The organism is Roseomonas aeriglobus, assembly GCA_016937575.1.
In the GTDB taxonomy this organism is placed as follows: domain Bacteria; phylum Pseudomonadota; class Alphaproteobacteria; order Sphingomonadales; family Sphingomonadaceae; genus Sphingomonas; species Sphingomonas aerigloba.
This window is the reverse complement of sequence record JAFHKN010000002.1, coordinates 228,280-253,211: the sequence shown is the minus strand read 5'-3', so window position 1 is coordinate 253,211 and position 24,932 is coordinate 228,280. Positions and strand designations below refer to the sequence as shown.

Genomic DNA, 24,932 nt, shown 5'->3' with positions numbered 1-24,932 from the left:
TCGCTGATATGCCGAGGACGCAGACGGACGCCTATCTGACGGTCGAGCACAACGCGACGGCGTAGAGGTCAGCGGTGTCGCGCGACCGCGACGATGACTGCGGTCGACAGAAGGATCATCGACACCAGCCCGCCGATCGCGAGCAGGCCGGCCGGCGTGACCGCGACATCGACCGACAGCCGCGATTGGTCGCCGATGTCGAGGGCGAACCGCGCCTGCTGATCGTTGGTGGGGCGGTTCGGGACGGGTCGCAGGTCGGGCATCGCGCGGTCAACGCGGACGGTCGCGCCGGGTTCACCCTTTCCCCGGTCGGCGTCAGGCGCTAGGCGCAAGTCCATGATCCGCAAGCTTTCCGCGCTGCTCGCGCTCGTCGCCGCGCTCTTCGCCATGCCCGCCCAGGCGTATTGGGAATATGGTCATGAAACCGTCGCGGCGGTGGCATGGGCAAATGTCAGTCCGGCGACTCGCGCCAAGGTCGCGGCGTTGCTGCGCCAGCAGAAGTTGCTCGAGACGCCAACCTGCCCCGCCGGCACGATCGAGCAGGCCAGCGTGTGGGCTGACTGCGTGAAGCCGCTGGGCGAGCGATTCAGCTATGCCTATTCCTGGCACTATCAGAACGTGAACGTCTGCAAGCCGTTCGACCTGAAGTCGGCGTGCAAGGACGGCAATTGCGTGTCGGCGCAGATCGAGCGCGACGTGAAGCTGCTGAAGGACCCGAAGGTGCCAAGCCGCGAGAAGCTGATGGCGCTCGTCTTTCTGGTCCATTTCGTCGGCGACCTGCATCAGCCCTTGCACGCCGGCGACCGCGGGGATCTCGGCGGCAATCGCGCGAAGGCGGATTACGGAATGTACGGTCCCGATCGCCTCAACCTCCATTCGATCTGGGACGGCTATCTGGCCGAGCGCGCGATCTCGACCCCGCCGCCGGTCGTGAAGGCCTATCCGGCCGCCGAGCGGGCGGCGATCCAGGCCGGCACCGTCGAGGACTGGAGCCGCGACAGCTGGCAGGTGGCGAAGGCCGCCTATGCGACCGCGATGGGCGGCGACGGCTGCGGCCCGGTCCCCGCGCGGTCAAAGCTCGACGACGCGACGATCGCCAAGCTGGTCGAACCGGCGCGGCAACAGGTGATCAAGGGCGGGCTGCGGCTGGCGCGATTGCTGGACGAAGCGTTTGCCGCGCAACCGGCTGTGTCCGCCAAGTAGCAAGTCCGTCGTCCCCGCGAAGGCGGGGATCAACAGTCGCTGAACCCAGGCAGACTCACCGCGGCCAGCCAAAATTGATCCCCGCCTGCGCGGGGATGACGGTCGGTTGGCCGCGCTCCCGCGCAGGCGGGAGCCCAGGGTTACTTCGCTGATCGCCCGCGGCTTTTGGCTCCCGACTTCGGGGGCGCACCGGCGGGTGTCACAGCCCCCACAACGGCATCGACCACCTCCGCCGCGATCGGCAGCGAGGAATCCGCATAACTCCGTTGGTTCGCCAGTCGGTCGGTCCCGACAGCCTTCAGCACATGATTGACCCCCGGCACGACTGTCAGCGTCGCCTGCGGGTTCGCCGCTGCGATCCGCTTCGCATCCTCGACGACCGACACCTGCAAATCGGCATCGCCCTGAACGATCGTCACCGGCACCGTCGCGGTCGCCGCCAGCTTGGCCGGATCGACCGCGATTACGCCCGACAGATAGCGTTGTGGGCCGGTCGGGAACATCTGCCCGAGCGGCGCCGGCAATGTCGCTGGGTCGACCGTCCGGCCTTGCTGGACGGCATCGAGCATGCCGAGCGCGGCGTCGAGGATCGGCGCGTTCGCAGGGTTCGCGCGGAACTGCGCGCGCATCACGTCGCCGAGCGGACGGCCAGGCGACGCAATCAGCACGACGCCGCAGATGCCGTCCGCCGACTGCGCGGCCTGAAGCGCGACGACCCCGCCCTCGCTATGCCCCACCAGCCACGCGCACCGGTTGCCGGTCCGTTTAGCGGCAAGCTTTGCCCAGGCCCGCGCGTCGTCGGCATAACCGGCCATCGTCGCGTCATTGGGATCGGCGACCGCGGCGCGGCTGCCGAACATGCCGCGCTTGTCTATGCGAACCGACGAAACGCCCTTTTCCGCCAGGGCATCGGCCAGCAGGCGATAGGAACCGGCGGTAATGCCCAGGGGGCTGTTGCCGTCGCGGTCGGTCGGGCCGGAGCCCGGGATGATGACGACGACCGGCCCCTTGCCCTCCGCCAGCGTCAGGGTGCCGGCGAGTGGCCCCTGCGGTCCGGGCACCGTTACCTGTTCGCCCTGCGGCGCGGCGGCCGCCAATAGCAATGCCGTCAGCATCATCTCACTTCCCTCCCCATCGCCAGCGTATCCCGCCGTCAGTCTTGGCAGCGACCAATATCAGAAAGGCGATCGTGATGCCGGTTATGAGAATAAGCCCGCTCGCTTCGGTGGGCATGAACCGCCTCGCCAAGATGACCGCCAGAAAATACAGGGACGACGCGATCCAGCCTGCCGCCGTCGCCGGCACGCACCCAGAACCGTAATCATGCGGCTTGAACCAATAGCCCGGACGGACGCGCCCAAACGGCTCCCGATACCCCATCACTTTACTCCTATCGCGCGTAGCTTTCGAGGAAGCCGCACCGGCCGCAGCGCCACGTCTCGACCGACAGCTTGGCTCGCCCCCCGAGCTTCAACCCGGTCCAGAAGCTCTTGACGGGTTCGCCCTCGACCCATTGTGCGGTGGTCTTGGTGTGACTGGCGGTTTCCTGGAGCAGGAAGCCGCGGGTCATCGTCCCCTGGCATTTGACGCAGGCATTCGATCGCATCTCAATCCTCCTTCGGCGGGCGGCCCCGCCTGGCCTGCACCGGCGCGTCCAGCTTCACCCCGCGCCGCGCCAGCGCCTCGCGCAGCAGGCATTCGATCTGGGCGTTCGCGCTCCTGAGGTCGGCCGACGCCGACCGCTCGATCGCGGCGTAGAGCGCGGGATCGAGGCGGAGCGGAAACGCCTTCTTTGGGGGAGCGGCCACGTGGCAAGCCTTACTGGTACAACGTGCCCGTGTTGACGACCGGCTGCGCATCGCGGTCGCCGCACAGCACGACCATCAGGTTGCTGACCATCGTCGCGCGGCGTTCGTCGTCCAGCTCGACCACGCCCTTCGACGACAGTTGATCGAGCGCCAGCTCGACCATGCCAACCGCGCCCTCGACCAGCGTCACGCGCGCGGCGACCACCGCCTGCGCCTGCTGGCGCCGCAGCATCGCGCCGGCGATCTCCTGCGCATAGGCCAGGTGCGTGAAGCCGCATTCGTCGACGGTGATGCCGGCGACGCGCAGGCGGGCGATCAGTTCGGCCTGCAGCTCGGCGCCGATCTGATCGTGATTGCCGCGCAGCGTGACTTCCTGATGCTCGAAATCGTCATAGGGGTAGCGCGACCCGATGGTGCGCACCGCGGCTTCGATCTGAACGTTCACGAACGCCTTGTAATCATCGACGTCGAACAGCGCCTGCGCGGTGTCCGTCACGCGCCACACGACCTGGGCCGCCATCTCGATCGGGTTGCCGCGCAGGTCGTTGACCTTGATCTTGTCCGAAATGATGTTGTTGGCGCGGACCGACACCTTTTGGCGCATCAGCCACGGCAGCACCCAGCGCAGCCCTTCGGTCCGGTCGGTCCCCTTGTACGCACCGAACAGCGTGATCGCCGCGGCTTGGTTGGGCTGGAGCATGTAGAAACCGCAGGCCAGCAGCACCGTAACGACGGCAAGGAACGCCGGTACGATCGCGAAGATGGGCGCAAGCCGGTCGTTCGCCAGCTGGGCCACGAAAAAGACCCCGATGCCGAACGTGGCGAGGATAACCAGCAGCACTGGATAGCCGCTCATGGTCCTGGCGGCGGTTTCGCTGCTGTGGGTGAGCATACGGCTCGAACGTGACGAATCGGTCATCCCTGCCTCCCTTTAATGTGATATCACATTTATATCGGGATTCAGAGGTGTCAAGCTGTTCCCTCTCCCCGCTCGGGGAGAGGGTTTGGGAGGGGGGGGGTGTCTCACCGAGACCCGATCTCGCGGATCGGCCCCTCTCCCAACCAGTTTCAGGTCGGATCGTCCGCCGGACGATCCTAAACCGTCCGGGGACGGTTTACCTGCAACTCCCCTCAAGGGGAGAGGGCTTTTCGGTCAGCTCACCGTCACGGTTACCGCACGGCGGTTCTGGGCATAGCTTGCCTCGTCCGAGCCGAGTGCGGCCGGCCGTTCCTTGCCGTAGCTGATCGTGCTGATCCGCGCGGGATTGATGCCGCGCGCCGCCAGATAGTTCTTCGCCGCATTCGCACGACGGTCGCCCAGCGCCAGATTATATTCGCGCGTACCGCGTTCGTCGCAGTGGCCCTCGATCGTGATCCGCACGTTGGGATAGCGCGCCAGCCACTGCGCCTGGGTGTCGAGAATGGCGCGCGCTTCGGCGTCGATGTCGAACATGTCGAGCCCGAACAGCACGGTGTTGCTGCTGACCGAGCGCAGGAAGTCGGCCTGGCTGCCAGGCACGATCGCGCCGTCGACGTTGCCGCCCGGCCCCGATCCCGCATTCGGGTCGGTCGTCTGGCCGCTGTCGACCGGGGCCGGCGGCAGGACGGGGGGCTTCTTCTTGGCACAGCCGGCGACGGCGACGGCAAGGGCGGCGGTCAGGACCAGCGCGGTCCGCTTGGTTGCCATGATCGTTTCTCCTTCAGGTTGATCGGTCTTGGCGGAAATTCGGAAACGTCGAACGTGTCGTCAGGGACGCAACGGCCCCCAGGACGGATCGCTCCCATCGAGCGGCGTCGGGATGCGGCGTTCGTTGACGCCGGTCAGGTCGACCGACCACACGTCCGCCTTCCCCGACCCCTGCGCGGCGCGGAAGAAGGTCAACACGCGGCCGTTGGGCGACCAGCTCGGGCCTTCGTCGCCCCACGCCTCGGTCAGCAGCTTCTCGCCGCCGCCCGACGGGGACATGATGCCGATGCGGAAACGTCCCCCCTCCATCTTGGTGAAGGCGATCAGGTCGCCGCGGGGGCTCCACGACGGGGTCGCGTAGCGCCCACCGCCGAAGCTGATCCGCTGCGGGTTCGATCCGTCGGCGTTCATGACGTAGAGCTGTTGCGATCCACCGCGGTCGCTCTCGAAGACGATTTTGGAGCCATCGGGCGAATAGCTGCCGCCGGTGTCGATGCCGGCGGAATTGGTCAGCCGCTGCGGGCTGCCGCCACCGGACGGCACGCGGTAGATGTTGGTCGTGCCGCCCTGCGCCATCGAGAACAGGATCCACTGGCCGTTGGGCGAGAAGCGCGGAGCGAAGGTCGTCGACACACCGCTGACCACCCGGCGCGGACGGCCCGAGCCCAGATCGAGCACGTAGATCGACGGCACCTTTTCGTCATAGCTCATGTAGACGATCGACTGCTGGTTCGGCGCAAACCGCGGCGTCAGCACGATCGACTGGCCGTTGGTCAGGAAGCGGTGGTTGGCGCCGTCCTGATCCATGATCGCAAGCCGCTTGGTCCGGCGCCCCTTCGGACCCGTTTCCGAGACATAGACGATGCGGCTGTCGAAATACGGCCCCTCACCCGACAGGCGCTGGTAGACGGTGTCCGCGCATTTGTGCGCCGCGCGACGCCAGTCGGCCGGCGAAACAACGAAGCCCTGGCGGGTCAGTTCGGTCTTGGCGAAGACGTCGTAGAGGTAGCAGCCGACCGTCAGCGTGCCGTCGCCGTTCGCGCGGACGAAGCCCTGGACCAGCGCCTGGGCGCCAGTGCCGCCCCAGTAGGGGAAGTCGGGGGCGGTGACCTGGTCGAAGCCGACCGCGCGCAGGCTTTCGGGGCCGATGGGCTTGAACAGCCCGGAGTTGCGCAGGTCGTTGGTGACGACTTCGGCCATCTGTCGGCCGAGCTGATCGGTCGAACCGGCCGCGGTCGACTGTGGGTTGGGCGTCGGCATCGGCGGAATGGCGATCGGCATCGGCGCGGAAATGCCGCCTTCGACATCGACCTCCACCTGCGCGGCGGCGGGTGTGGCGGCGGCAGCGACACTGACAATGGCGCCCGCAAGCATGAAGGAGAGTAGGTTACGCATGATGCTCATCCCGGCAGCCGGTAGTTGATGATGATGTCCTTCCACCCGCCTTCATACAGTTCGGCGGGCAGCTTGTACGGCGCGCACTGAATGACCGCAGCGCTGGCGAGTTCGCCGACGCGCTGCGCGTAGCGACCATTTTCGTCATTCACGCCGGTCTGGCCGGACACGGTCGGCCGCGCCGCAAGCGAACCGTCCGGGTTCATACGGATACGCAACTTGGTGCGGATCTGGTTCGCCCCCGGCCCCGGATTGGGGATGCGGTTGGCGCAGGGCTGGACCTGCCGCGCAATGGCATCGCCCAGCCCGGCCACCGCCTGCGCGCTGACGTTGGCCGCGCGCGGCGTGGGCGACGTCCCCCGTTCGGTCGACTGCGCCAGGCTCTTGCGGAAATCGTCGCCAAGCATCGACCCGCGCGGCCGCGCGGCCGTCGACGCGGCGTCGTTGCCGGGACGTTCGGGGGCGACGTCGGGCCGCGACAGGCCCGGGCGCGCCGGCTTGGCCGCGCTCTTCGTCGGCGGGCTGGGCGCGGGGGCCGCTTTGGCCGGCGCGGGCTTGGGGCTCGCCTTCGCGGGTTCGGCCTTCGGCGGCGTCGGCTTCGGCTGGGCCTTGACCGGGGCGGGCTTGGGCGCCGGCGCCGGTGCGGCCTTCGGGGGCGCGGGCTGCGGCGGCGTCGGTTTGGGCGGGGGCGGAACCGGAGCCGGCGGCGGAGGCGCGGGCGCGGGCTCGGGTAACGATTCGGCCGGCGCGGGTGCGGTATCCTCGACCGGGCCGACCTCGGGCGCCTCGGCCGGGGCCGGCGCCTCGGTCGTTGCCGGCGCAGCGCTTTCCAGCGCGACCTCGTCGACCAGCGAGATGTCGATCGGCTTCGATTCCAGCTTCACCGGATTGGGCGTGCTGAGAAACCCGACCGAGAGCAGGCCGAACAGGACGACGTGCCCCGCGACCGCAACGCCCAGGCCGTATTTCTCGGCCCGCTCCATCAGTTCTGGTCGCCCGCGTTGGTGACTAGCGCGACGCGGTTGAGACCGGCGCGATTGAGTTCGCCCATCACGCGCATCACACGGCCGTAGTCCAGCCCCTTGTCGGCACGCAGCAGGATCTGCGGCGGATTGTCGGGCGTGCCCGAGCCTGCGATCTGCGCCAGGCGATCGTCGAGCGTGCCCGTCACTTCATCCTTGTCGATGAAGATGCGGCCCTGATCGTCGATCGCCATGTCGACAGGCTTCTGTTCCTGGTCGAGCGGCTTGGCGCGGCTGTCGGGCAGGTTCACCGGCACGCCCGCGGTGAGCAGCGGTGCGGTGACCATGAAGATGATCAGCAGCACCAGCATGACGTCGACGAGCGGAGTCACATTGATGTCCGCCATGGGCGCCCGCCGGCCCTTGCCGCGCTGCGAGGGGAGATTGACGGCCATGCGTCAGATCCTCCCCGCTCGCGGGGAGGGGGACCGCTCGGCGCAGCCGAGTGGTGGAGGGGGGGTGCCGCACGGGGCTCGCTCGCGGAGGGCCCCCTCCACCAGCCTGTGGCTGGTCCCCCTCCCCGTGCCGGGGAGGATTTTCAGCGCCCCCCTCACCGATCCGAATCCAGCTGGCGGCTGAGCGTCGCGTGGAAGCCGTCGGCGAACCGGTTCAGCCGCGCCTCGATCCGGTTGATGCCGTGCGAAAAGCGATTGTACGCGATGACCGCCGGGATCGCCGCGAACAGACCGATCGCGGTCGCGAACAGCGCCTCCGCGATACCCGGGGCGACGACGGCGAGCGAGGAATTCTGCTGGCTGGCGATCGCGGTGAACGAGCGCATGATGCCCCAGACCGTGCCGAACAGCCCGACGAACGGCGCCACCGACCCGACCGTCGCCAGCACGTTCAGACGATCACTGAGCTTGTCGATCTCCGCCGCGGTCGCCGCGCCCATCGTGGTGGCCAGCCGCTCGCGCGTGCCGTCACGGTCGATGACCTTGCCCGATGTCGAGCGGCGCCATTCGGCGACACCGGCAGCAAAGACCTTCGCCATCGGCAGGCTGCTCTCCCGCTCGGCGCGGTGAAAGGCGTCGATATCAGCGGCGGTGCGATAGGCGTCCTCGAACCGGTTGGTGTCCTTGCGCACCGAGCCCAGCCGGCGCCAGAACATCACGATGATCGCCCAGGTCCAGATGCTGGCGGCCAGCAGCCCCAGCATCACGGCCTTCACGACCCAGTCGGCTTGCAGGAACAGCGCGACCGGCGACAGCGTCGCAGCGTCGGTGTTGGCGATAAGCTCCATGTCCGTTCTATTCCCCCTGCCAGATCAGGCGTTCGAAAATGTCGGTCCACCCAGCCGGCTGGCGGCGCGGACGGCCGGAGGGACTGACGAAAGCCGCCTCCACCGTTGCGTCCGTCAATTGGACCAAGTCTCGCATGACTCTCTGATGAATGACGACCGATGCCGCGCGAACCTGGATCAAGCGCGACACGACGGTCAGCGTGTCGTCGAGACGCGCCGGCGCGAGATAGCGAAGGGCGATGTCGCGGACGACGTACACGCCCTCCCCGCCCTCATGCGCTGCACGCTGGTCGATTCCGGCCGCACGCAGCATCGCCGAACGCGCCCGCTCCATGTAGCGCAGGTAGTTGGCGTGATAGACGACGCCCGACAGGTCGGTGTCCTCGAAATAAACCCGGCACACGAACAGATGCTCAGGCCCGTCGAAACGGCCCTCCAGTGGCATCGGTTGAGGTGTGGCGTCCATGTCACAGGCTGTTAACCTTGTTCGCTGTGAGGCGGAACCCCGGAATTGCGCGGCGCGCGGTATCGACGGCGAAAGCGCGCCGCGGGCGCAAACGCACTAGCCGCGCGGGGGATGTGCGCTAAAGCACGCGCATGTCCGCTGCCGACCGTCCGCAATCGACCCGCCTGTCGGTGCTTATCCCCTTCGCGATCGTCACCGCGATCTGGGGGTCGACGTGGATCGTCATCACCGGGCAGCTGGGCGTCGTGCCGGCGAGCTGGTCGGTCACCTATCGCTTCGTCGTCGCCGGCGTCGCGATGCTCGCCTGGGCGGCGTGGCGGCGCGATCCGTTGCCGCTCGATGCGCGCGGGCTCGGCTTTGCCGCAGCGCTCGGCACCGCGCAGTTCGTGCTGAATTTCAACTTCGTCTATCGCGCCGAAAGCTTCATCACATCGGGACTGGTCGCGGTGATCTTCGCGCTGATGCTGGTGCCCAACGCGCTGCTGGGACGCATTTTCCTCGGCCAGCGCCTGGGGCGGCAGCTGTTGCTCGGCTCGGTCATCGCCATCGCCGGCGTCGCGCTGCTGTTCGTCCACGAATTGCGCGCCGACCCGAGCGGCGGAGGGAAGCTGTTCGCCGGCATCGGCTTCACGCTGGCGGGCGTACTGTCGGCGTCGAGCGCAAACATTCTCCAGGGCACGCAGACCGCGAAACGCTATCCGATGGCGTCGATGCTGGGGGTATCGATGCTGATCGGGGCGGCGCTCGATGCCGCCTATGCCTATGCGACGGTCGGCGCGCCGGTGCTCGATCCGCGGCCGATCTATTGGGCGGGCGTGCTGTATCTGGGTCTCGCTGCCTCGGCGATCGCCTTTCCGCTCTACTATGGTGTCATCCGCGTGATCGGCCCGGCCAAGGCGGCCTATTCGGGTGTGCTGGTGCCGGTCATCGCAATGCTGCTGTCGACGCTGTTCGAGGGCTATCGTTGGTCGCTGCTGGCCGCCGCCGGTGCGGCGCTGGCGATGGTCGGGCTGGTCGTCGCGCTGACGGCACGCAGGCCCAACCGGTAATCGCTGAGGCGCGGTCGCCAGCCGAGAACGCGCCGGGCCTTACCATTCGCGACCCGACGGTTCTCCGCATAGAACGCGCGCGCCATCGGGGAGAGGGCGTCGAGCGACACGACCGGTGGCGGCGGCACCCCGATCAGCCGCGCGGCATAGGTGACGACATCGTCCTGGTTCGCAGGCACGTCGTCGGCCAGATTATAGGCCCCCGCCGGCGCGCCGAAGCCGGCGATGACGCCGCGGGCCAGGTCGTCCACATGGATGCGGCTGAACACCTGATCGGGCATTCCCGTCCGGTGCGCCTTGCCTGCGCGCACGCGGTCGATCGGCGAGCGGCCGGGGCCGTAGATGCCCGGCAGGCGGAAGACGCGTGCGCCCAGCGCCAGCCAGCGCGCATCGGCGGCGTTGCGATTGGCCCGCCGCCCGCGGATCGGCGCGCTTTCGTCGACCCATGCCCCGCCGGCGTCGCCATAGACTCCGGTCGAGGACAGATAGCCGAGCCACTTGCCTACCAGCAGGTCGCCATAGCGATCGAGCACAGGGTCACCGTCGTCGGGCGGCACCGACGACAGCACATGCGTCGCCGCTGCCAACCCGGCGCGCACGGCGTCGGCATCGTCGAAGGTGATTCCCCCGGCGCGCCCCGTCGCCATTACCGCCCCGCCCCGCGCCTCCACCGCTGTCGCGACGTAGCCCCCGGCATAGCCCAGCCCGAAGATGAACAGCCGCGTCACAGATCGGCCAGCAGGCTGTCGACCCATTCGGGTACGCGCGCGCTTGCCGGGCCCATGCGGCTTTCGTGGAAATGGATGCTGCCATCGGACGGATCGAGATTGAGCTCGATCGTCCGGGCCCCGTGCCACCGCGCCGTCCGCACGAAGCCTGCGGCCGGATAGACCGCGCCCGACGTGCCGATCGACACGAACAGATCGCATGTCGCCAGCGCCGCCTCGATCCGGTCCATATGGTAGGGCATTTCGCCGAAGAACACGATGTCGGGCCGCAGCGCGGGTGCCGCACAGGCGGGGCACGCAGTCCCCGGCGGCAGATCGTCGTGCCAGGGGGCGCGCGCCCCGCACTGCGCGCATAACGCCGATCGCAGCTCGCCGTGCATGTGCACCAGCCGCGTCGCCCCGGCGCGTTCGTGCAGGTCGTCGACGTTCTGCGTCACGATCAGCAGCTCGCCCGTCCACGCAGCGTCCAGGCGGGCGAGCGCGTGGTGCGCCGCATTGGGCTGGACCGTGTGCAGGGCGGCACGGCGCAGGTCGTAGAAACGATGAACGAGCGCCGGGTCGCGCGCCAATGCCTGGGGCGTGCACACATCCTCGACGCGGTGTCCCTCCCACAGGCCGACGGGACCGCGGAAGGTCGCGATCCCGCTCTCGGCCGAGATGCCTGCGCCGGTCAGCACGACGATGTTGCGAATGTCGTCCATGCCTCTCGCCTACTCCAGGCACGCCGCGAAGGCCACGTTACCCAGAATGGTCAAAACGCGGGGTCGATATAAATCTATGTTCACTGATTGGGCCGTAAACCGTTTTCACGAGTGATAGAAATGGTGGGGGCCCGCTTACGTCAATGTTGATGCGCGTCGAAATCGAACGACTGCGTCCCGGGGTCTTCATCGAGTCGATCGAGGGGTCCTGGCTGAGCAGTCCTTTCTGGAAAAAGCGCTTCCTGCTGGAAAGCGTGTCCGACATCGATCGGCTGCGCGCAGCGGGAATCTCGGGCGTGACGATCGACACCACCAAGGGGCTGGGGCCCGCGCCGCTGCCCGTGGCCGGTCCGGTGGAAGACATTCTTGACGACCGCACCGTGCTGCCGATCGCACCAGCGATCGAGACCGAACCGGCCCCGATCGTCCGCCGCCGGCGCCGCAGCGCCGCCCGCGTGACTGAAATCGACCGCGCACAGGAAACCGTCCAGAAATCGAAGGAAGCCGTCACCGCGATGTTCGGCGAGGCCCGGATGGGCCAGGCGATCAAGGTCGAGGCGGTCGAACCTCTGGTCGACGAGATCGCCGCCTCCGTCGCACGCGATCCCTCGGCGATGATCAAGGTCACGCGCCTGAAGCACAAGAACGAATATACCTATCTTCACTCGGTCGCCGTCTGCGCACTGATGATCAACCTGGCCCGCCACATCGGGTTGCCCGAGGAAGACCATCGCGCGATCGGCATGGCCGGCCTGCTCCACGACATCGGCAAGATGGCCATTCCGGAAGACGTGCTCGAAAAGCCGGGCCGGCTGGATGACGACGAGGTGGTCGTCGTGCGCAGCCACCCCGAAAAGGGCCATGCCATATTGATCGACAGCCCCGAGGTGTCGGCGATGGCACTGGACGTATGCCTGCATCATCACGAACGCGTCGATGGCAAGGGCTATCCCTTCGGCCTGACCGCCGATCAGCTGAACCTCCATGCCCGGATGGGCGCGATCTGCGACGTCTACGACGCGATCACCTCCAACCGACCCTATAAGCGCGCATGGTCGGCGAACGATTCGCTCGCCCGCATGCTGCAGTGGGAAGGCCATTTCGACGAGGATCTGCTCGACGCCTTCATCGCCAGCATCGGCATCCAGCCGACCGGCGGCCTGGTCCGCCTGCAGTCCAATCGGCTGGGCATCGTACTGGAAGGCAATCTCGACGAGCCGACGCGGCCGCTCGTGCGCGCCTTCTACGACATCCCGACCCAGCGGTTCGTCGAGCAGGAAGACATCGTCACCGCCAGTGCCGACGACCGGATCATTCGTGCCGAAAAGGCACCCTATTGGTTCGGAGAGGGCTGGGAAGCGGTGTGCAAGGCCGTGCTGGCGGGCGAGGTGCCGACGTCACAGCATAGTCCGGCGCGCCCCTATGCCGCCATGCCGCAGCAGCGCCGCGCCCCGCGCGTGACGGTGCCTGCCGCCGTCGGTGGAGAGGATTGATGCCCGCTTCCGCCCTGTCCGCATCGCCGCCGCCGCGGCTGTCGCGCCTGGCGAGCTGGTTCGGCTCCGCACCGACGCCCGACCGTCCGATCGTCGCCAGCGACGAAGGCGGCATGCGCCGCCGCGTCGAACGCAAGCTGTTCGACGACATCGGCGATTTTCTCGAAAGGCATGGCCTGGCACCGCTGCCGCTTCACTTCGAGGTCGCCCATGCATATCTGACCAACCACGATCCGCGCATTGCCAGCGGCGTCACGCGCATGCTGGCGGACGGCGGTACGCTGACCGCCGACGGCATCGCCGGCCTGGTTGCCGAACTTCGCCCCGTCGAATCGGTGCCGCAGGCGCTGGCGGCGCTTGCCGACCAGCTGGAAGCGCGGCTGACCGAGTGTCTGAGCGCAGCCGACCGATCGCATAGCTCTGCGCGGGATTATGGCGACGCCCTCGATGTCGCCCAAGGCCAGTTGGAGGCCGACCCGGCCGGCACGCTCGAGCGGATCGCGGGGCTGACGCGCGAAGTCGTCGAGACGACGCGGCTGGTCGAAACGGAACTGAAGCAGACCCGGCGTGAAACCGAACGGCTGCGCAGCGACCTGGATCGCGCCCGCGACGCCGCGGAGCGCGACCATCTGACCGGCCTGCCCAACCGGCGCGGGTTCGAGAGGCGGGTGACCGAATTGCTTGAGGAAACGGAAGGCACGCAGCGCCGCCTGGCGGTGGCCCTGTGCGACATCGACGACTTCAAGCGCGTGAACGACGTTCACGGTCATCCGGCCGGCGACCGCGTGCTGAAATTCGTCGGTAACTTCCTGGCCGAAGAGCTTGGACCGGCGGCGTGCGTCGGGCGCTACGGCGGTGAGGAGTTCGCCGTGCTGATCGAAGGGCACAGCGTCCACGAAGCGGTGATGCTGCTCGACGAGGCGCGCGAGCGGCTGGCCGCGCGGTCGCTGGTCAACCAGGAAACCGGCGCGTCGATCGGCCGCGTCACCTTCTCCGCCGGCGTCGCGCTGTTCACCGAAAATATCGGGCGGGCATTGGGCGCGGCGGATGCCGCGCTCTACCGGGCAAAGCGCGGGGGCAAGAATACGGTGCAGATCGCCAGCGCCGGAGGATAACTCGCGCCGGGACGCCGGAACTCAGTCGAATTCAGCGGCCGGCGGTCGGCCGTCGATATAGGCGGTAGCCGGCGCGTGGATGGGGAACCCGCGCGCCACCGCCTTGCGGATCTCGCGCCGGACATGTTCCTGGGTCCGCGCCGTGGTTTCCGCCGCCGCCATGGTCGACAGCCACGCCCGCGAGACCAGCAGCCCTCGCCGGACCCGCGTCAAAGGACCGCCGGGCTGCGTCAGCCGGGCCGTACGACGGCGCACGGTCGTCTCCGCCAACCCCAGCACGCGCGCGATCACGCTCGGCCGCAGCGCGTGCGTCTCGTTCAGCGGAAGGCCCAGCGCCTCGCCGTCACGGGCGTAGCGCCGCGAATTGCCGCACAGCACGGTCGAGAAGATCGTCAGGTCGAGCCAGTCGCGATAGTGACCGCGGTTGCTTTCTACGGTCGAGAGCATGATGTCGACCGCACCGCAGACGCCGATCGCCAGGTCGGGGCCGCGGGACGGCGGGGCGACCGGCATGTCTCGCGGGGCGCGAGCGCCCTGAAAATCCTCGACGAAGCGAACGAAGGCGTCGTTCGCCAGACGCAGCACCGCGCCGACATCCTCCCGCTCGACGACACCCGGCGCGGCGATCACGCCGCCCTTCACACGCTGGCAGTAGCCGGCGTCGATCAACGCGTTGACGTGGCGCCGTACGGTTTCGAACGATCGATTGAGCGAGATCGACAGCGAATGCGCTGAAATCGGCCGCGGTCCCGCCGCATTTCCCAACCCTTCTCGAACGACGAGGGCGAAGATTACGAAACGGTCGAAGTCGCCGTCGAACAGTCGAAGACCGGCGGCGTTGATCGTCGTCTGCATCTCCGCCAACAGCCGCGTCAGCGTCCGGAACGGCAGATCATCATTTTGTATGATCGTTTCGAGATAAGGCATTATTCAATCGCGCTTTGGACTGTCCAATATGATCCAAAGCAGGTTGCGTCATCCGCCACGTCTTAAAATTGCCCATTTTGAGTAATTGCCGAAACTTTCGGGCGTGGGATTGGGCGGCGCGAACAAGGGGCTGGGCCGCGCGGTCGCCATGTGTCACAGGCGGGCCATGACGGCGATCGGCATCTATGGCAGCATGGGACGGATGGGGCAGGCCATCGTCCAGGAACTATCCGGACTTGGCGCGCGCCATGCGGGTGGCGCCGATGCGAAGGACGATCCGGCACCGATCGCACAGGCAGCCGACGTGCTCGTCGACTTTTCCGCGCCCGCGGCCCTTGCCGCCCATCTGACCGCCGCACGCGTCGCCCGGACACCGATCGTCATCGGCACGACCGGCCTGTCGAGCGCACACCACGCGCTGATCGACGAAGCCGCGACGGACATCGCGGTGCTCCAGACCGGCAATACCTCGCTCGGCGTGACGCTGCTCGCACAGCTGGTGCGCGAGGCCGCGGCGCGGCTCGATGCCGACTGGGATATCGAGATCGTCGAGATGCACCACCGCCACAAGGTCGATGCGCCATCGGGCACCGCGCTGCTGCTCGGCGCCGCGGCCGCCGACGGCCGGGGCACGACGCTGGCAGATACCAGCGTTTATGACCGCGCGGGCGTTACCGGCGCGCGCAGTGAAGGCACGATCGGCTTCGCGTCGCTGCGCGGCGGATCGGTGATCGGCGACCATAGCGTCATCCTGGCCAGCGAAGGCGAACGGATCGAACTGGTCCACCGCGCCGACAGCCGCGCGATCTTCGCGCGCGGCGCAGTGCGCGCGGCGCTGTGGCTGGCGAAGCAGGCGCCCGGGCGGTACGGAATGGCGGAGGTGCTCGGGCTTTGAAGAAGGCCGATGTCGTCACCTTCTTCCACCGGCTGGCGGAGCATGACCCGCATCCGGTGACCGAGCTCGAATATACGAACCCCTTCACCCTGCTGGTCGCGGTCGCGCTGTCGGCGCAGATGACCGATGCGGGGGTGAACAAGGCGACGCGCAGCCTGTTCGCGGTCGCCGATACGCCCGACAAGATGGTCGCGCTGGGGCTCGATACGATCCGCGACTATGTCCGTACGATCAACTTCAACAACACCAAGGCGAAGAACGTCCTGGCGCTGAGCGAGGCTCTGGTCCGCGACCATGGCGGCGTGGTGCCCGAGGATCGCGCCGCGCTGGAGGCGTTGCCGGGCGTCGGGCGCAAGACGGCGAACGTCGTTCTCAACACCGCCTTCGGGCATGAAACCTTTGCGGTCGACACCCACATCTTCCGTGTGTGCAACCGCACCAGGCTCGCGCCCGGCAAGGACGTCGTCGCGGTCGAACAGAAACTCGACAAGGTCGTGCCCCAGCCGTTCCGCCTGCACGCACACCATTGGCTGATCCTGCACGGCCGCTATACGTGTAAAGCGCGCAAGCCCGAATGCTGGCGATGCATCGTTGTCGACCTTTGTCCGTTCAAACCGAAGACGCCGCCGCCGAAGACCGTCGCAGCGGCGGACGGAGACATCGCGCCATGACCCGCCTCGCCTTCGCCGCCATCCTGCTGATCGCCGCCCCTGCGCTCGCCCGCGACGATGTCATCCCGCCCGCGCGCGCCGTCGGCGAACCGGTGTCGTGCATCTCGACCGTCGGCCTGCGCAGCCAGGTGCGCAGCGACCGCGTGATCGACTTCACCGTGGGCGGCCGGACCTATCGCAACACGCTGCCGCAGTCCTGCCCCAGCCTCGGCTTCGAACGCCGCTTCGCCTACACCCTGCCCCAGCCGCGGCTGTGCGACGTCGATATCATCACGGTCCTGCAGGCCCCCGGCCTGTCCGGCGGGGCGAGCTGCGGTCTGGGCAAGTTTCAGCCGGTCGAACTGCCACGCCGCAGGCGCTAATCCCGCACCATGTGCATTGAGGTCTTGGCCGGCTCAAACGCGAACGACGCCGGCAGCACGCTCAAGCGGCTATAAGCGCGCTGACTGCAGGAACGGTCCGCCTGCCGTAGCAGTGTGTTCGATGGCTGGGACGGGTTAGCCCGCCCGACACAACCTTCGTGTGGAACGGATCCCGGGCGCAAACGCTAGTAGCGTTGGCAGCTTTAGGGGGCACTATGACAGCGATGCTTCGCGTGGCGGTGGTTGCTCATCTTCGGCATCCGATCGCCGAGCCGTTCATGGGTGGAATGGAGGCGCATGCCGCATTGCTCGTGCGCGCGTTGCAGGCGGCGGGTCACCAGGTCACGCTCTTTGCAAGCGGTGACAGTGGCGCCGACTTGCCGCTCCATCCGATCACGCACCGCGCCTATGAAGCGGTGATGCCATGGGCCTTGTGGCATATGCGCCCCGAACTGAGCGACTGGCTCGACATCGCCTATGCCGAGGCGTGGACGGCGATCCGCGAGGGCCATTTCGATGTCGTCCACAACAACAGCCTTTCGGCGCCGATCCACGATTGGGCGGCCAGGGACGGCGTGCCGATGGTGACATCGCTCCACGTGCCGCCCTTCTCCCGGCTGCGCGACGCGATCGCACGCAATCGTTCGCCCTGGCTGCAGCTGACGGTCACGTCGCAAAGCCAGCGGCCGTTGTGGAGCGATGTCGCCACCGATGACCGGATCGCGGTCGCTCACAATGGAATCGACCTCGATCGTTTCGCCTTCTCGCTGACCAAGGGCGACCGGGCATTGTGGTGCGGTCGGATTACCCCGACCAAGGGCACGCGCGAGGCGCTGATGGCGGCGACGGCGGCGGGGATCGGGCTGGACGTCGCCGGGCCGATCGATTGCGCGGATTATTTCTCGGACGTGTCGCAGTTGATCACGGGCTCGCACCGTTATCTCGGCCACCTCTCGGGCGCCGCGCTTGCGGCGCAGATGCGGACGGCGGCCATGCTGCTCTGTACCCCGTGCTGGGACGAGCCGTTCGGGCTGGTCGCGGCCGAGGCGCTTGCTTGCGGCACGCCCGTGGTCGCGCTCGACCGCGGGGCGCTGCGCGAAGTGATCGGGGATTGCGGTGCGGTGGCGACGTCGGTCGACGATCTGGCCAAGGCAATGCAGACGGTCGGGGCAATCGATCCGCGCACCTGCCGCGCGCGCGCCGAAGCGATGTTCGGCGCGCCGGCGATGGTCGCTCGATACGAGGAAAGCTACGCTGCGGCCATCGCCGCTGCGCGCTGCTCCAGCACCGCCATGACCCGCGCCGTACTGGCATAGGGCATGTGCGACTGCTGGCGGGTGAGAGCCAGGTCCGCTTCGTCAGGTGCCCGCAAGATCCTGTAATCGTCGCCGTCGCGCGCGATCAGTCCCATCAGTTCGAAGCAGCGGAGCCAGTGCGGCATCGTCCATTCGCCCCATTTGTCGCGAAATGCGCGGGCGTTGGCAACGACGCTCTCCACGTGATGGACGGGCGGCATATGGTGCGGATGGTGCTGATGGTAGGCGCGCGCGCCCCGCGTCCAGAAGAAGGGCACGCCCGCCGTGAAGGCAACGCGGCCGAAGTCGGTATCCTCGCCCCCATAGCCGACATAGCGTTCGTCGAAGCCCCCTAGCGCCAGGAACCGGTCGCGGCGCATGGCGAAGTTCAGCGACCAGAAACAGCGATAGTCGGTACACACGCCCAACGAGGTTTCGGGCGGGCCGGCGCGGTCGCAGTGCGTTTCGCCGACAGCAGCGAAGCGGGTGAAGTCGATGCCATGATCGGTCGCTCCGGCGGGCAGATATTGGACCTCCCCCATCAGCAGCGCATCCTGCCCGGCGAGCAGTGTGGCATAGTCGGCGACCAGCTGCGGATCGGGAATACAGTCGATATCGAGGAATGCGATCTCGGGCCGCGTCGCCGCCACCGCCGCGACGTTGCGCGCTGCCGCCAAAGGTATTCCGCCACCGCCGAGCAGGATCTGCCGCACCGGAAAGCGTGTTTCCGGTAGGTCGTACGGCCGGTCCTGCATCAAGGCGATCACCAGTTCGGCTGGCGCCAGGCTCTGGCCATTGAGGCCGTGAACCAGGTTGACGAGATGCGTGTCCCGCCCAGCGCCAAGCGTGCAGACGGACAGCGTCACGCGATCCGCTCCGCGACGATCATGTCGGCGGTCGGCGCGGAATCCCGCCATCCGGCAAGACGGTCGAGCCAGGCGGCGGCGTTCGTGGCCGCCTCCGGATCGATCAAGCGACGCTGGTGCGACAGGTCGCACGCCGAAGCCGCCGCCCAGGCGTCGCGCCAGGCCCCCGCATGCGACGGCCAGTGATCGAGCATGATCGCGGCGCCGGCCGTACCCAGCATCCGCGCCTTCCATAGCTGCTCGTCGAAATACCGCCATTCGGGGACGATGATCCATGGCCGGCCCGCCGCGGCGATCATGTGGACCGTCGTATTGCCCGCCGATGATACGACGCGGTTCGCCGCTGCAATCCATTGCTCTGGATCCGCCACCCAACCCATGTGACGCAGGTTGTCGGGCGGCGTCGCATGCCATTCCTGCTGAACTTCGCCGATCGAGATCCACAGGCTGTCCGGCTCCGCCCGCGCCCCGAGCGTGAGCGGGGTTGCCGGCGTCCCGCTCCCCCCGCCGCCACCGACCGCAAGGACGATCTCGGCGTCGGCGGGCAGGCCCAGCGCCGCCCGCGCCTCGCTGCGATCGGGTGTGCGGGCATCGATTCCGACGCCGGGGGCATAATGGGTTTTGGCCGTCATCCACGCCGGCCGGCCGGGCTGCTCCAGGCTGGCGTCATAGGGTGCGAGAATGCCTACCGCACTTTCATAGGCTGCCATGTGGCCGGGGTCGGCGCGGTCGCCATGCTGCAATACCGCGACATGCGGGACCGACGCGATGCGGGCGAGCTGGGCGAGTTCCGCGGACACGTCGGTCACGAACAGACCGGGGCGCGCTGAGTCGAACCAGGCGGCGATCGTCGCCACGGCGTGTGTGATCGTTTGCCACCCCAACGGGGCACAATGGAGCGTGTCGGGCGTGCGATCCTGCGCGAAGCCCTGCGGTGCCGTCGCCGGCGGTTCGAACAGCGACGGGATCGCGATCACCTCTGCATGCGCCGGCAGTGCGGGAAAGATGTCCGGTCGTGCAGTGAAGAAGGCGATCGGCCGGGAGGGCGTCAACGCGGCGGCGATCGCTGCCGCGCGTTCGGCATGGCCGCGTCCCTGATGATGGACGAAATAGCCGATCGGCGCGGTCATGCAGCAGTCCCCTGGAAGCGATGAACCAAGGCCTCCAGCACGCCTGCGGCATGCGGCGCCGTGGCGAAATAGGCGCGGCCGGTGGCGCGCAGCGGCGTCAGTGCCGATTCATGGTTGGCGACGACGATCGCGTTGGGACACGCCTGGAGCATGTCGAGGTCGTTGCCACTATCGCCGGCGGCGTGAATCCGGGACAGCGGCAAGCCGAGCCGGCGCGCGGCCCAGACCATCGCCGCCCCCTTGCCGGCCCGCGCCGGCAACACGTCGAGCAGGCGGCCATGGCTGTAGACGACCCGCGCCTCGACACCCGCCGCGGCCAACCGCGCGCGGACCGTCGCAGCCACCGCCTCGCTATCGGTGAAATAGCTGAGCTTGAACCGCCGCTGATCGACCGGTGGTTGTGGCGTGAGACCCGCCAGACTTTCCAGGACGCTCGCAACCCGCCGCGGTCGCCACCCCTCGGCGATATATGCTGCGAAATCGGTGTCGGCGCTCAGCGTACGCCCGTCGCGCCAATAGATTTCCGATCCGACCGACGTGATCAGCAGGTTCGGCTCGGGGTAGGCCCATTCGGCCAGCAGACGATGCGCCTCTTGGAGCGATCGTCCGGTGGCGACGCCGAAGCCAAGACCGGGCCGACGGCGCAACAGGTCGCACAATGCCGCCGCCCCCTCAGCGCAGCCGGTCAACGTATTATCGATGTCGCTGAGCAGGACATCGTCGAACACCGCCCGCCGCACCATCGCCGCCGGACGCTTCGCCCGCTCGATAATGCCCTGCGCAATCTCGACGAAGCGCGCGGCATAGGCGGGCCAGCCGAGCTGCCGCGAGCGCGTCCTGCCGTTATGCGACGCCGCGTCCCAGGCGGCGCGATCATCGATCAACCGACGAATGGCATTGGCGAAGCGGATCGGATCATTGGGATCGGCGATCGCACCGTGCCCGAGCCGCGCGACGATGTCCGCCGGCCCGCCATGCAGCGTCGCCACCACGGGCAGGCCATGCGTCGCCGCTTCGGTGAGGGTCAGGCCGTAGGGCTCGGTCAGGGCGGGATTGACGAATACGCCACCGGTCGCCTTTGCCAGCGCGTACAGGCCGGCGACGTCGCCCGCCCCGTGTCGCTTCGGCAAGGCAAGCGATCCGTAGAGATCATGTCGGTCGAGCCGATCGATCAGGCTGCCGATGACCGCGCGCTGCTCGTCTTCGCCGCTGTCCGGTCCGTCGCGCAGACCGGCAACGATGACGAGGTTGCACCGCTGGCGCAGGTCCGCGTCGGCAGCGTAGAGGTCAACCAGAGCGGCAAGGTTCTTCTTGCGCACGGGCCGCGCGATGGCGAGCAGCATCGGCTTGGCCGGATCCCGAAGGAACGGCGCGACCAGCGCAGCTGCAGCAGCCATGTCCGGCGGCCCAGCCCCGTCCAGCGACGCCCCCGGCGGCACGCAGTGGATCCGCGCGGGCGATGCGCCGGGGTAGAGCATCAACTGCCGCTCCGCCTCGTCGCGCGAGGAGGCGATGATCGCGTCCGCCTCGACGATCGCGCGACCCTCATGGGCGATGCGGCTGTCGAGGGACTGCCCGTGGGCGCCGAAACTGTTTGCCTTGTCGATACCAAGCGAATGCGCGGTGTAGATGAACGGAATACCGAACCGGGCGCGAACCGCCATCGCCACTTCGGCCGCATCGGAGAAGTGGGCATGGATGACATCCGGACGCACTTCCGCCGTTTCGAGATAGCGGAGCAACGCGGAGATGAAGGCTGGCCGGTCCGCACAACTCGCCTCCTTCGACAGATAGGCGCGCGTCCCGGTATCGATCCGCCGGATCGCCACCCGCGCGCCGATCGGTTCATACTGCCGGGCATAGGCCGGACCCAGCACAGGATCGTCGATCAGCCGCGTAACGATCTCCACCGCCGATACGTCGTGCCGAGCGGCCAGCGCCTGCGCCGCACCCAGAGCATAGGTTATGTGCCCCCCGGTATCCTCCGTCAGGCCGAACGCGACGGGCGGCGCCTTGATGCAACCGCCAAGTGCAATACTCATCACCCGCATATCGGACGCACCTTTCCACGCGACGCGCGTCATCGAATCGCGCAGGGGAGCGCGATGCTTCGGCGCAGGATGTCCGCCGGGCAGTGATTTTGGGGACGGGCAGATTACGCACAATCGCCACGCTGGTTTCAGCGCCCGCTGATCTCGATCATAGGGAAAAGTTGCCGCCCTTCAGGCAAGTGAACGATCTGCCTTTTGTGGCGCAGCTGAGCCTAACCTGGCTTGCTTATCACCGCTAACGGCAGCTTCGTGAAATTAGAAAGCTTGCCGCGCCCGGCAGATGCGGGGCTACGTCGCCAGGAATAGACGGCGGTTACCACAATCGTCGGCGGCCGTGCGGACGCGGCGGTTCTGCGGATAGTGGAGCGTCCCGAGATCGGTCGAGACGCTCCACATTCTGATCGTTAAAGGATCAACTCGCCGGCCGTCACCGTCTTGGTGTCGAACAGAACCATGGCGAAGTCATAAGCGCCGCCATCGACATTGCCGAGTAGCACCGTCACCGGGCCTTCGAAGGGGCTTTTACCGTCGACGCCGTCGAGGTCGATGCCCAAGGCATTCTCGGCAGCGTTGATATTGCCAAAGCGCTGCATCGACAGCTCGCCTGCCCCCTTGCCGGCGGCATTGCCGACGAAGGTGAACGCCTGGTCGCCGGCGATCAGGGCATTGGCGTCGATGCCGCTCAGGTCGATGCGGTCGCCGGCGGCGAAGTCGAGCACGACATCGAACGACAGCAGGCCGACCTTGGTGGCCGTCTTCGTCGATGTCATCTCGGCGATGAAGATGTCGGCGCCCGCGCCGCCCGTCAGATAGTCGATTCCGTCGCCGCCGACGAGGATATCGTTGCCCGCCCCCCCGTCGAGGCGGTTGGACCCCGCATTGCCCGACAGGCGGTTGTCGAGTGCGTTACCGGTTCCGGTCTGGGCCGAGCCCGTGAGCACGAGATTTTCGACATTGTCGCCCAACGTATAGTTGATCGCGCTGCGGACCGTATCGATGCCTTCGCCTGCCCTTTCGATCACGACGTCGCCGACCTCGCCGACGATGAAGATGTCGTTGCCGATGCCCCCCAGCATGGTGTCGTCGCCGGTGCCGCCATCCAGCGTATCATCCCCTGCGCCGCCGCCCAGTACGTCGTTTCCGCCGTTGCCGGTCAGAACGTTGTCGACGCCGTTGCCGAGGATCGTGTCATTGCCCGATCCGCCGATCGCGTTTTCGATGACGGCACCATATGCTATGCCGACGTTGTTCGTCAGCGTGCCGACAACCGGGTTGGCCTTCAGCGCGGCCATGTTGGCGTCATACGTCGCCTGGGCGACGGGCGGGAGGCCCTGCAACGCGCGATTGGCGTTAACCTGGGCCAGCGTCGGTGCGGTATCGTAGGTGACGCCGCCGATATTGCTGAGCGATCCCGGTGCCAGGTCGATGAGCTGATTGGTCGCATAACCCGACGCGTCGATCGTGTCGTTGCCGCCCGCATCCCAGATTGCCATGATCGGCGCCGGGGTCTTCGTGAAGTCGAAGGCGTCGCGTCCGGCATTGCTGTTGAAGCCATAAACGGTGTCGCCGGTCCGCGTCGTCATGTCGGCACCGTAGATCCGCTGAGCGGCGGCGATGTCGTGGATCAGCGGAACGCCGGCATAGGCCGTCGTCGACATGTGGAAGTCGAAATGCCGCGTGCCCGACAGAGAACTGCCCTCGAAATAGGACATGATCGTGTAGGCGCGCGTGTCCTGCGCATATTCGGCGTCTGCCCCGTAGGTGATCGAGAGGCCCGGGGCAGCATTGTAGGCGCCGGGATGGCTCAGCCCGATCGAATGGCCGACCTCGTGGGTCAGCGTCTGCAGGCCGTATCCACCCTCGTCCAGACGAAAGTTGCTCGCCTGGCTCGCCGAAATCCAGACGTCGCCCGCGATTTCCTTCGACTGCGCATTAACCTCGTCGTTTACGAAAATGCGATCGAACGGGAGGCGCGAATAGGCCTGGGTCGTCGGAGCATTCGCCAAATTGCCGAACGTGATGTCCGCATCATTGACGTTCGTTTCGATGAATGAGACGGCAACGATATCGTCCCACGACGTCATGGCTTCGCGCGCGGCGGACTTCTGCGCCTCGGTGAATGCGGCGAAGTTGAAATATTCGGCGAGCCCGTAGAGTTTGCCGTCGGCCGGCGACTGATAGACATATCCGTTATTGGCCAGTTCCGCCTGCGTCGCGAAGAAGCCGTAGGTGATCGTCTTGACGTCGCTGTCACCCTGCTGGACCGCGTCGGTCGCCTTGCTGCCATAGGCGGCGCCCGTGCGGTTGAGGTGCGCGGCGACCTGCTCCGCTGACCAGATCGGCTTGCCGCCCAGGGTACCACCGGCCTGCGGGTCGATCGAGGCGCCGACGGCGTCGGACGGCTCATTGGCCATTCCGGTGCAGGCCGGACACCCGCAGATAGCGGCATTCGCCTGATGCAGGACCTGATCTTCGGCCTGGTAGATCTCACTGTTCATCGACATACTCTCCCGTCAATATCGTTCGAATGGATCGCGACCGCGCGCACGCCAGCGGGCGCAGCACCGGGGCCGGCGCCTCACCGAGCAAACGGCAACATCTTCCTGAGCCCCGATCACCGGGCCATGTGCCCGGTCCAGCGACCGGCGCGGACGACGGGCACACGCCCGCCACAACTGCAGCGACCCCTCCCAAGCCCGCTGTTCGACTGATTACCTGAAACAATTCAGAGCGTTGCTTCAGTTCGAGGAATGAAGATATTTCACGCCGGTCGACATCCGTCAACGCCCGAATCGTTAGGTTCGCAGCGATTTGCTGGTCTACGG

The 24,932-nt window shown here is 67.3% G+C and carries 27 protein-coding genes; 8 read left to right on the top strand and 19 right to left on the bottom strand.

Annotated features, from left to right (window positions below; translation table 11 throughout):
• Window positions 1–68: 68 nt before the first annotated feature.
• Window positions 69–338: a hypothetical protein gene (locus JW805_01600; GenBank protein MBN2970710.1), complete on the bottom strand. Its 270-nt coding sequence runs from the start codon at window positions 336–338 to the stop codon at window positions 69–71.
• On the opposite strand from JW805_01600, the gene JW805_01595 reads away from it, so the two are divergent.
• Entirely contained in the window at window positions 337–1,203 is an 867-nt protein-coding gene (locus tag JW805_01595; protein MBN2970709.1) for a S1/P1 nuclease, read from the top strand. The genes JW805_01600 and JW805_01595 overlap by 2 nt on opposite strands.
• A 140-nt stretch (window positions 1,204–1,343) precedes the next feature.
• On the opposite strand, the gene JW805_01590 is transcribed toward JW805_01595, so the two are convergent.
• The 11 genes from JW805_01590 to JW805_01540 form a co-directional block, all read right to left on the bottom strand.
• Entirely contained in the window at window positions 1,344–2,321 is a 978-nt protein-coding gene (locus tag JW805_01590; protein ID MBN2970708.1) for an alpha/beta fold hydrolase, read from the bottom strand.
• A gap of 1 nt (window position 2,322) precedes the next feature.
• Window positions 2,323–2,583: a hypothetical protein gene (locus tag JW805_01585; protein MBN2970707.1), complete on the bottom strand. Its 261-nt coding sequence runs from the start codon at window positions 2,581–2,583 to the stop codon at window positions 2,323–2,325.
• Between the two features lie 10 nt (window positions 2,584–2,593).
• Window positions 2,594–2,809, bottom strand: coding sequence for a hypothetical protein (locus JW805_01580; GenBank protein ID MBN2970706.1), 216 nt, complete (start codon window positions 2,807–2,809; stop codon window positions 2,594–2,596).
• 1 nt (window position 2,810) lies between these two features.
• The gene (locus JW805_01575) at window positions 2,811–3,011 is read right to left on the bottom strand and encodes a hypothetical protein (GenBank protein ID MBN2970705.1); all 201 of its coding nucleotides are present in this window, start codon (window positions 3,009–3,011) and stop codon (window positions 2,811–2,813) included.
• Window positions 3,012–3,021: 10 nt separating this feature from the next.
• Window positions 3,022–3,930 carry an SPFH domain-containing protein gene (locus tag JW805_01570; GenBank protein ID MBN2970704.1) on the bottom strand — a complete coding sequence of 303 codons (909 nt, stop codon included), beginning with the start codon at window positions 3,928–3,930 and terminating at the stop codon, window positions 3,022–3,024.
• Window positions 3,931–4,164: 234 nt separating this feature from the next.
• On the bottom strand, window positions 4,165–4,698 hold the full coding sequence (gene pal / locus JW805_01565; GenBank protein ID MBN2970703.1) for a peptidoglycan-associated lipoprotein Pal: 534 nt from the start codon (window positions 4,696–4,698) through the stop codon (window positions 4,165–4,167).
• A 60-nt stretch (window positions 4,699–4,758) separates the two neighbouring features.
• On the bottom strand, window positions 4,759–6,102 hold the full coding sequence (tolB, locus tag JW805_01560) for a Tol-Pal system protein TolB (protein MBN2970702.1): 1,344 nt from the start codon (window positions 6,100–6,102) through the stop codon (window positions 4,759–4,761).
• On the bottom strand, window positions 6,099–7,076 hold the full coding sequence (locus tag JW805_01555) for a hypothetical protein (protein MBN2970701.1): 978 nt from the start codon (window positions 7,074–7,076) through the stop codon (window positions 6,099–6,101). Before JW805_01555 ends, tolB begins: the two co-directional genes overlap by 4 nt.
• The gene (gene tolR / locus JW805_01550) at window positions 7,076–7,510 is read right to left on the bottom strand and encodes a protein TolR (GenBank protein ID MBN2970700.1); all 435 of its coding nucleotides are present in this window, start codon (window positions 7,508–7,510) and stop codon (window positions 7,076–7,078) included. Before tolR ends, JW805_01555 begins: the two co-directional genes overlap by 1 nt.
• 155 nt (window positions 7,511–7,665) lie before the next feature.
• On the bottom strand, window positions 7,666–8,358 hold the full coding sequence (gene tolQ / locus JW805_01545) for a protein TolQ (protein ID MBN2970699.1): 693 nt from the start codon (window positions 8,356–8,358) through the stop codon (window positions 7,666–7,668).
• Between the two features lie 7 nt (window positions 8,359–8,365).
• Window positions 8,366–8,824 (bottom strand): YbgC/FadM family acyl-CoA thioesterase, encoded by a 459-nt coding sequence (locus JW805_01540; GenBank protein MBN2970698.1) that lies wholly within the window; start codon window positions 8,822–8,824, stop codon window positions 8,366–8,368.
• A 131-nt stretch (window positions 8,825–8,955) separates the two neighbouring features.
• On the opposite strand from JW805_01540, the gene JW805_01535 reads away from it, so the two are divergent.
• The gene (locus JW805_01535; protein ID MBN2970697.1) at window positions 8,956–9,873 is read left to right on the top strand and encodes an EamA family transporter; all 918 of its coding nucleotides are present in this window, start codon (window positions 8,956–8,958) and stop codon (window positions 9,871–9,873) included.
• Here JW805_01535 and JW805_01530 read toward each other — a convergent pair.
• Window positions 9,783–10,601 carry an SDR family NAD(P)-dependent oxidoreductase gene (locus JW805_01530; GenBank protein ID MBN2970696.1) on the bottom strand — a complete coding sequence of 273 codons (819 nt, stop codon included), beginning with the start codon at window positions 10,599–10,601 and terminating at the stop codon, window positions 9,783–9,785. The genes JW805_01535 and JW805_01530 overlap by 91 nt on opposite strands.
• Window positions 10,598–11,302 carry an NAD-dependent deacylase gene (locus JW805_01525; protein MBN2970695.1) on the bottom strand — a complete coding sequence of 235 codons (705 nt, stop codon included), beginning with the start codon at window positions 11,300–11,302 and terminating at the stop codon, window positions 10,598–10,600. The genes JW805_01530 and JW805_01525 overlap by 4 nt, the downstream gene beginning before the upstream one ends.
• Before the next feature lie 149 nt (window positions 11,303–11,451).
• On the opposite strand from JW805_01525, the gene JW805_01520 reads away from it, so the two are divergent.
• A complete protein-coding gene (locus JW805_01520; protein ID MBN2970694.1) occupies window positions 11,452–12,795 on the top strand; it encodes an HD-GYP domain-containing protein in 1,344 nt (447 codons plus the stop codon).
• Window positions 12,795–13,910 (top strand): diguanylate cyclase, encoded by a 1,116-nt coding sequence (locus tag JW805_01515; protein ID MBN2970693.1) that lies wholly within the window; start codon window positions 12,795–12,797, stop codon window positions 13,908–13,910. The genes JW805_01520 and JW805_01515 overlap by 1 nt, the downstream gene beginning before the upstream one ends.
• 21 nt (window positions 13,911–13,931) lie before the next feature.
• Here the strand turns inward: JW805_01515 and JW805_01510 are convergent, their stop codons facing one another.
• Window positions 13,932–14,837 (bottom strand): hypothetical protein, encoded by a 906-nt coding sequence (locus JW805_01510; GenBank protein MBN2970692.1) that lies wholly within the window; start codon window positions 14,835–14,837, stop codon window positions 13,932–13,934.
• Window positions 14,838–15,003: 166 nt separating this feature from the next.
• Between JW805_01510 and JW805_01505 the strand changes: the two genes are divergently transcribed.
• The 4 genes from JW805_01505 to JW805_01490 all read left to right on the top strand — a co-directional run bounded on the left by JW805_01505 (window position 15,004) and on the right by JW805_01490 (window position 18,081).
• The gene (locus JW805_01505) at window positions 15,004–15,732 is read left to right on the top strand and encodes a 4-hydroxy-tetrahydrodipicolinate reductase (protein ID MBN2970691.1); all 729 of its coding nucleotides are present in this window, start codon (window positions 15,004–15,006) and stop codon (window positions 15,730–15,732) included.
• A complete protein-coding gene (gene nth, locus JW805_01500; GenBank protein MBN2970690.1) occupies window positions 15,729–16,403 on the top strand; it encodes an endonuclease III in 675 nt (224 codons plus the stop codon). Before JW805_01505 ends, nth begins: the two co-directional genes overlap by 4 nt.
• Window positions 16,400–16,765 (top strand): hypothetical protein, encoded by a 366-nt coding sequence (locus JW805_01495; GenBank protein ID MBN2970689.1) that lies wholly within the window; start codon window positions 16,400–16,402, stop codon window positions 16,763–16,765. The genes nth and JW805_01495 overlap by 4 nt, the downstream gene beginning before the upstream one ends.
• A gap of 215 nt (window positions 16,766–16,980) precedes the next feature.
• Window positions 16,981–18,081: a glycosyltransferase gene (locus JW805_01490; protein MBN2970688.1), complete on the top strand. Its 1,101-nt coding sequence runs from the start codon at window positions 16,981–16,983 to the stop codon at window positions 18,079–18,081.
• Here JW805_01490 and JW805_01485 read toward each other — a convergent pair.
• The 4 genes from JW805_01485 to JW805_01470 all read right to left on the bottom strand — a co-directional run bounded on the left by JW805_01485 (window position 18,015) and on the right by JW805_01470 (window position 24,605).
• Window positions 18,015–18,926 (bottom strand): glycosyltransferase family 2 protein, encoded by a 912-nt coding sequence (locus JW805_01485; GenBank protein MBN2970687.1) that lies wholly within the window; start codon window positions 18,924–18,926, stop codon window positions 18,015–18,017. The genes JW805_01490 and JW805_01485 overlap by 67 nt on opposite strands.
• Window positions 18,923–20,056: a hypothetical protein gene (locus JW805_01480; GenBank protein ID MBN2970686.1), complete on the bottom strand. Its 1,134-nt coding sequence runs from the start codon at window positions 20,054–20,056 to the stop codon at window positions 18,923–18,925. The genes JW805_01485 and JW805_01480 overlap by 4 nt, the downstream gene beginning before the upstream one ends.
• Entirely contained in the window at window positions 20,053–22,098 is a 2,046-nt protein-coding gene (locus JW805_01475; protein MBN2970685.1) for an HAD-IIB family hydrolase, read from the bottom strand. Before JW805_01475 ends, JW805_01480 begins: the two co-directional genes overlap by 4 nt.
• A 413-nt stretch (window positions 22,099–22,511) precedes the next feature.
• The gene (locus tag JW805_01470) at window positions 22,512–24,605 is read right to left on the bottom strand and encodes a M10 family metallopeptidase C-terminal domain-containing protein (GenBank protein ID MBN2970684.1); all 2,094 of its coding nucleotides are present in this window, start codon (window positions 24,603–24,605) and stop codon (window positions 22,512–22,514) included.
• Between the last annotated feature and the right edge of the window lie 327 nt (window positions 24,606–24,932).

Bases quoted from the DNA above. Each gene is read 5' to 3' on its own strand.
- JW805_01585 (MBN2970707.1), bottom strand. From the start codon at position 2,583: ATGGGGTATCGGGAGCCGTTTGGGCGCGTCCGTCCGGGCTATTGGTTC.
- tolB (MBN2970702.1), bottom strand. From the start codon at position 6,102: ATGAGCATCATGCGTAACCTACTCTCCTTCATGCTTGCGGGCGCCATT.
- JW805_01475 (MBN2970685.1), bottom strand. From the start codon at position 22,098: ATGAGTATTGCACTTGGCGGTTGCATCAAGGCGCCGCCCGTCGCGTTC.
- JW805_01520 (MBN2970694.1), top strand. From the start codon at position 11,452: ATGCGCGTCGAAATCGAACGACTGCGTCCCGGGGTCTTCATCGAGTCG.
- JW805_01515 (MBN2970693.1), top strand. From the start codon at position 12,795: ATGCCCGCTTCCGCCCTGTCCGCATCGCCGCCGCCGCGGCTGTCGCGC.
- JW805_01480 (MBN2970686.1), bottom strand. From the start codon at position 20,056: ATGACCGCGCCGATCGGCTATTTCGTCCATCATCAGGGACGCGGCCAT.
- JW805_01570 (MBN2970704.1), bottom strand. From the start codon at position 3,930: ATGACCGATTCGTCACGTTCGAGCCGTATGCTCACCCACAGCAGCGAA.
- JW805_01540 (MBN2970698.1), bottom strand. From the start codon at position 8,824: ATGGACGCCACACCTCAACCGATGCCACTGGAGGGCCGTTTCGACGGG.
- JW805_01580 (MBN2970706.1), bottom strand. From the start codon at position 2,809: ATGCGATCGAATGCCTGCGTCAAATGCCAGGGGACGATGACCCGCGGC.
- JW805_01600 (MBN2970710.1), bottom strand. From the start codon at position 338: ATGGACTTGCGCCTAGCGCCTGACGCCGACCGGGGAAAGGGTGAACCC.
- JW805_01495 (MBN2970689.1), top strand. From the start codon at position 16,400: ATGACCCGCCTCGCCTTCGCCGCCATCCTGCTGATCGCCGCCCCTGCG.
- JW805_01510 (MBN2970692.1), bottom strand. From the start codon at position 14,837: ATGCCTTATCTCGAAACGATCATACAAAATGATGATCTGCCGTTCCGG.
- JW805_01490 (MBN2970688.1), top strand. From the start codon at position 16,981: ATGACAGCGATGCTTCGCGTGGCGGTGGTTGCTCATCTTCGGCATCCG.
- pal (MBN2970703.1), bottom strand. From the start codon at position 4,698: ATGGCAACCAAGCGGACCGCGCTGGTCCTGACCGCCGCCCTTGCCGTC.
- JW805_01470 (MBN2970684.1), bottom strand. From the start codon at position 24,605: ATGAACAGTGAGATCTACCAGGCCGAAGATCAGGTCCTGCATCAGGCG.
- tolR (MBN2970700.1), bottom strand. From the start codon at position 7,510: ATGGCCGTCAATCTCCCCTCGCAGCGCGGCAAGGGCCGGCGGGCGCCC.
- JW805_01525 (MBN2970695.1), bottom strand. From the start codon at position 11,302: ATGGACGACATTCGCAACATCGTCGTGCTGACCGGCGCAGGCATCTCG.
- JW805_01535 (MBN2970697.1), top strand. From the start codon at position 8,956: ATGTCCGCTGCCGACCGTCCGCAATCGACCCGCCTGTCGGTGCTTATC.
- JW805_01555 (MBN2970701.1), bottom strand. From the start codon at position 7,076: ATGGAGCGGGCCGAGAAATACGGCCTGGGCGTTGCGGTCGCGGGGCAC.
- JW805_01505 (MBN2970691.1), top strand. From the start codon at position 15,004: ATGACGGCGATCGGCATCTATGGCAGCATGGGACGGATGGGGCAGGCC.
- JW805_01595 (MBN2970709.1), top strand. From the start codon at position 337: ATGATCCGCAAGCTTTCCGCGCTGCTCGCGCTCGTCGCCGCGCTCTTC.
- JW805_01590 (MBN2970708.1), bottom strand. From the start codon at position 2,321: ATGATGCTGACGGCATTGCTATTGGCGGCCGCCGCGCCGCAGGGCGAA.
- tolQ (MBN2970699.1), bottom strand. From the start codon at position 8,358: ATGGAGCTTATCGCCAACACCGACGCTGCGACGCTGTCGCCGGTCGCG.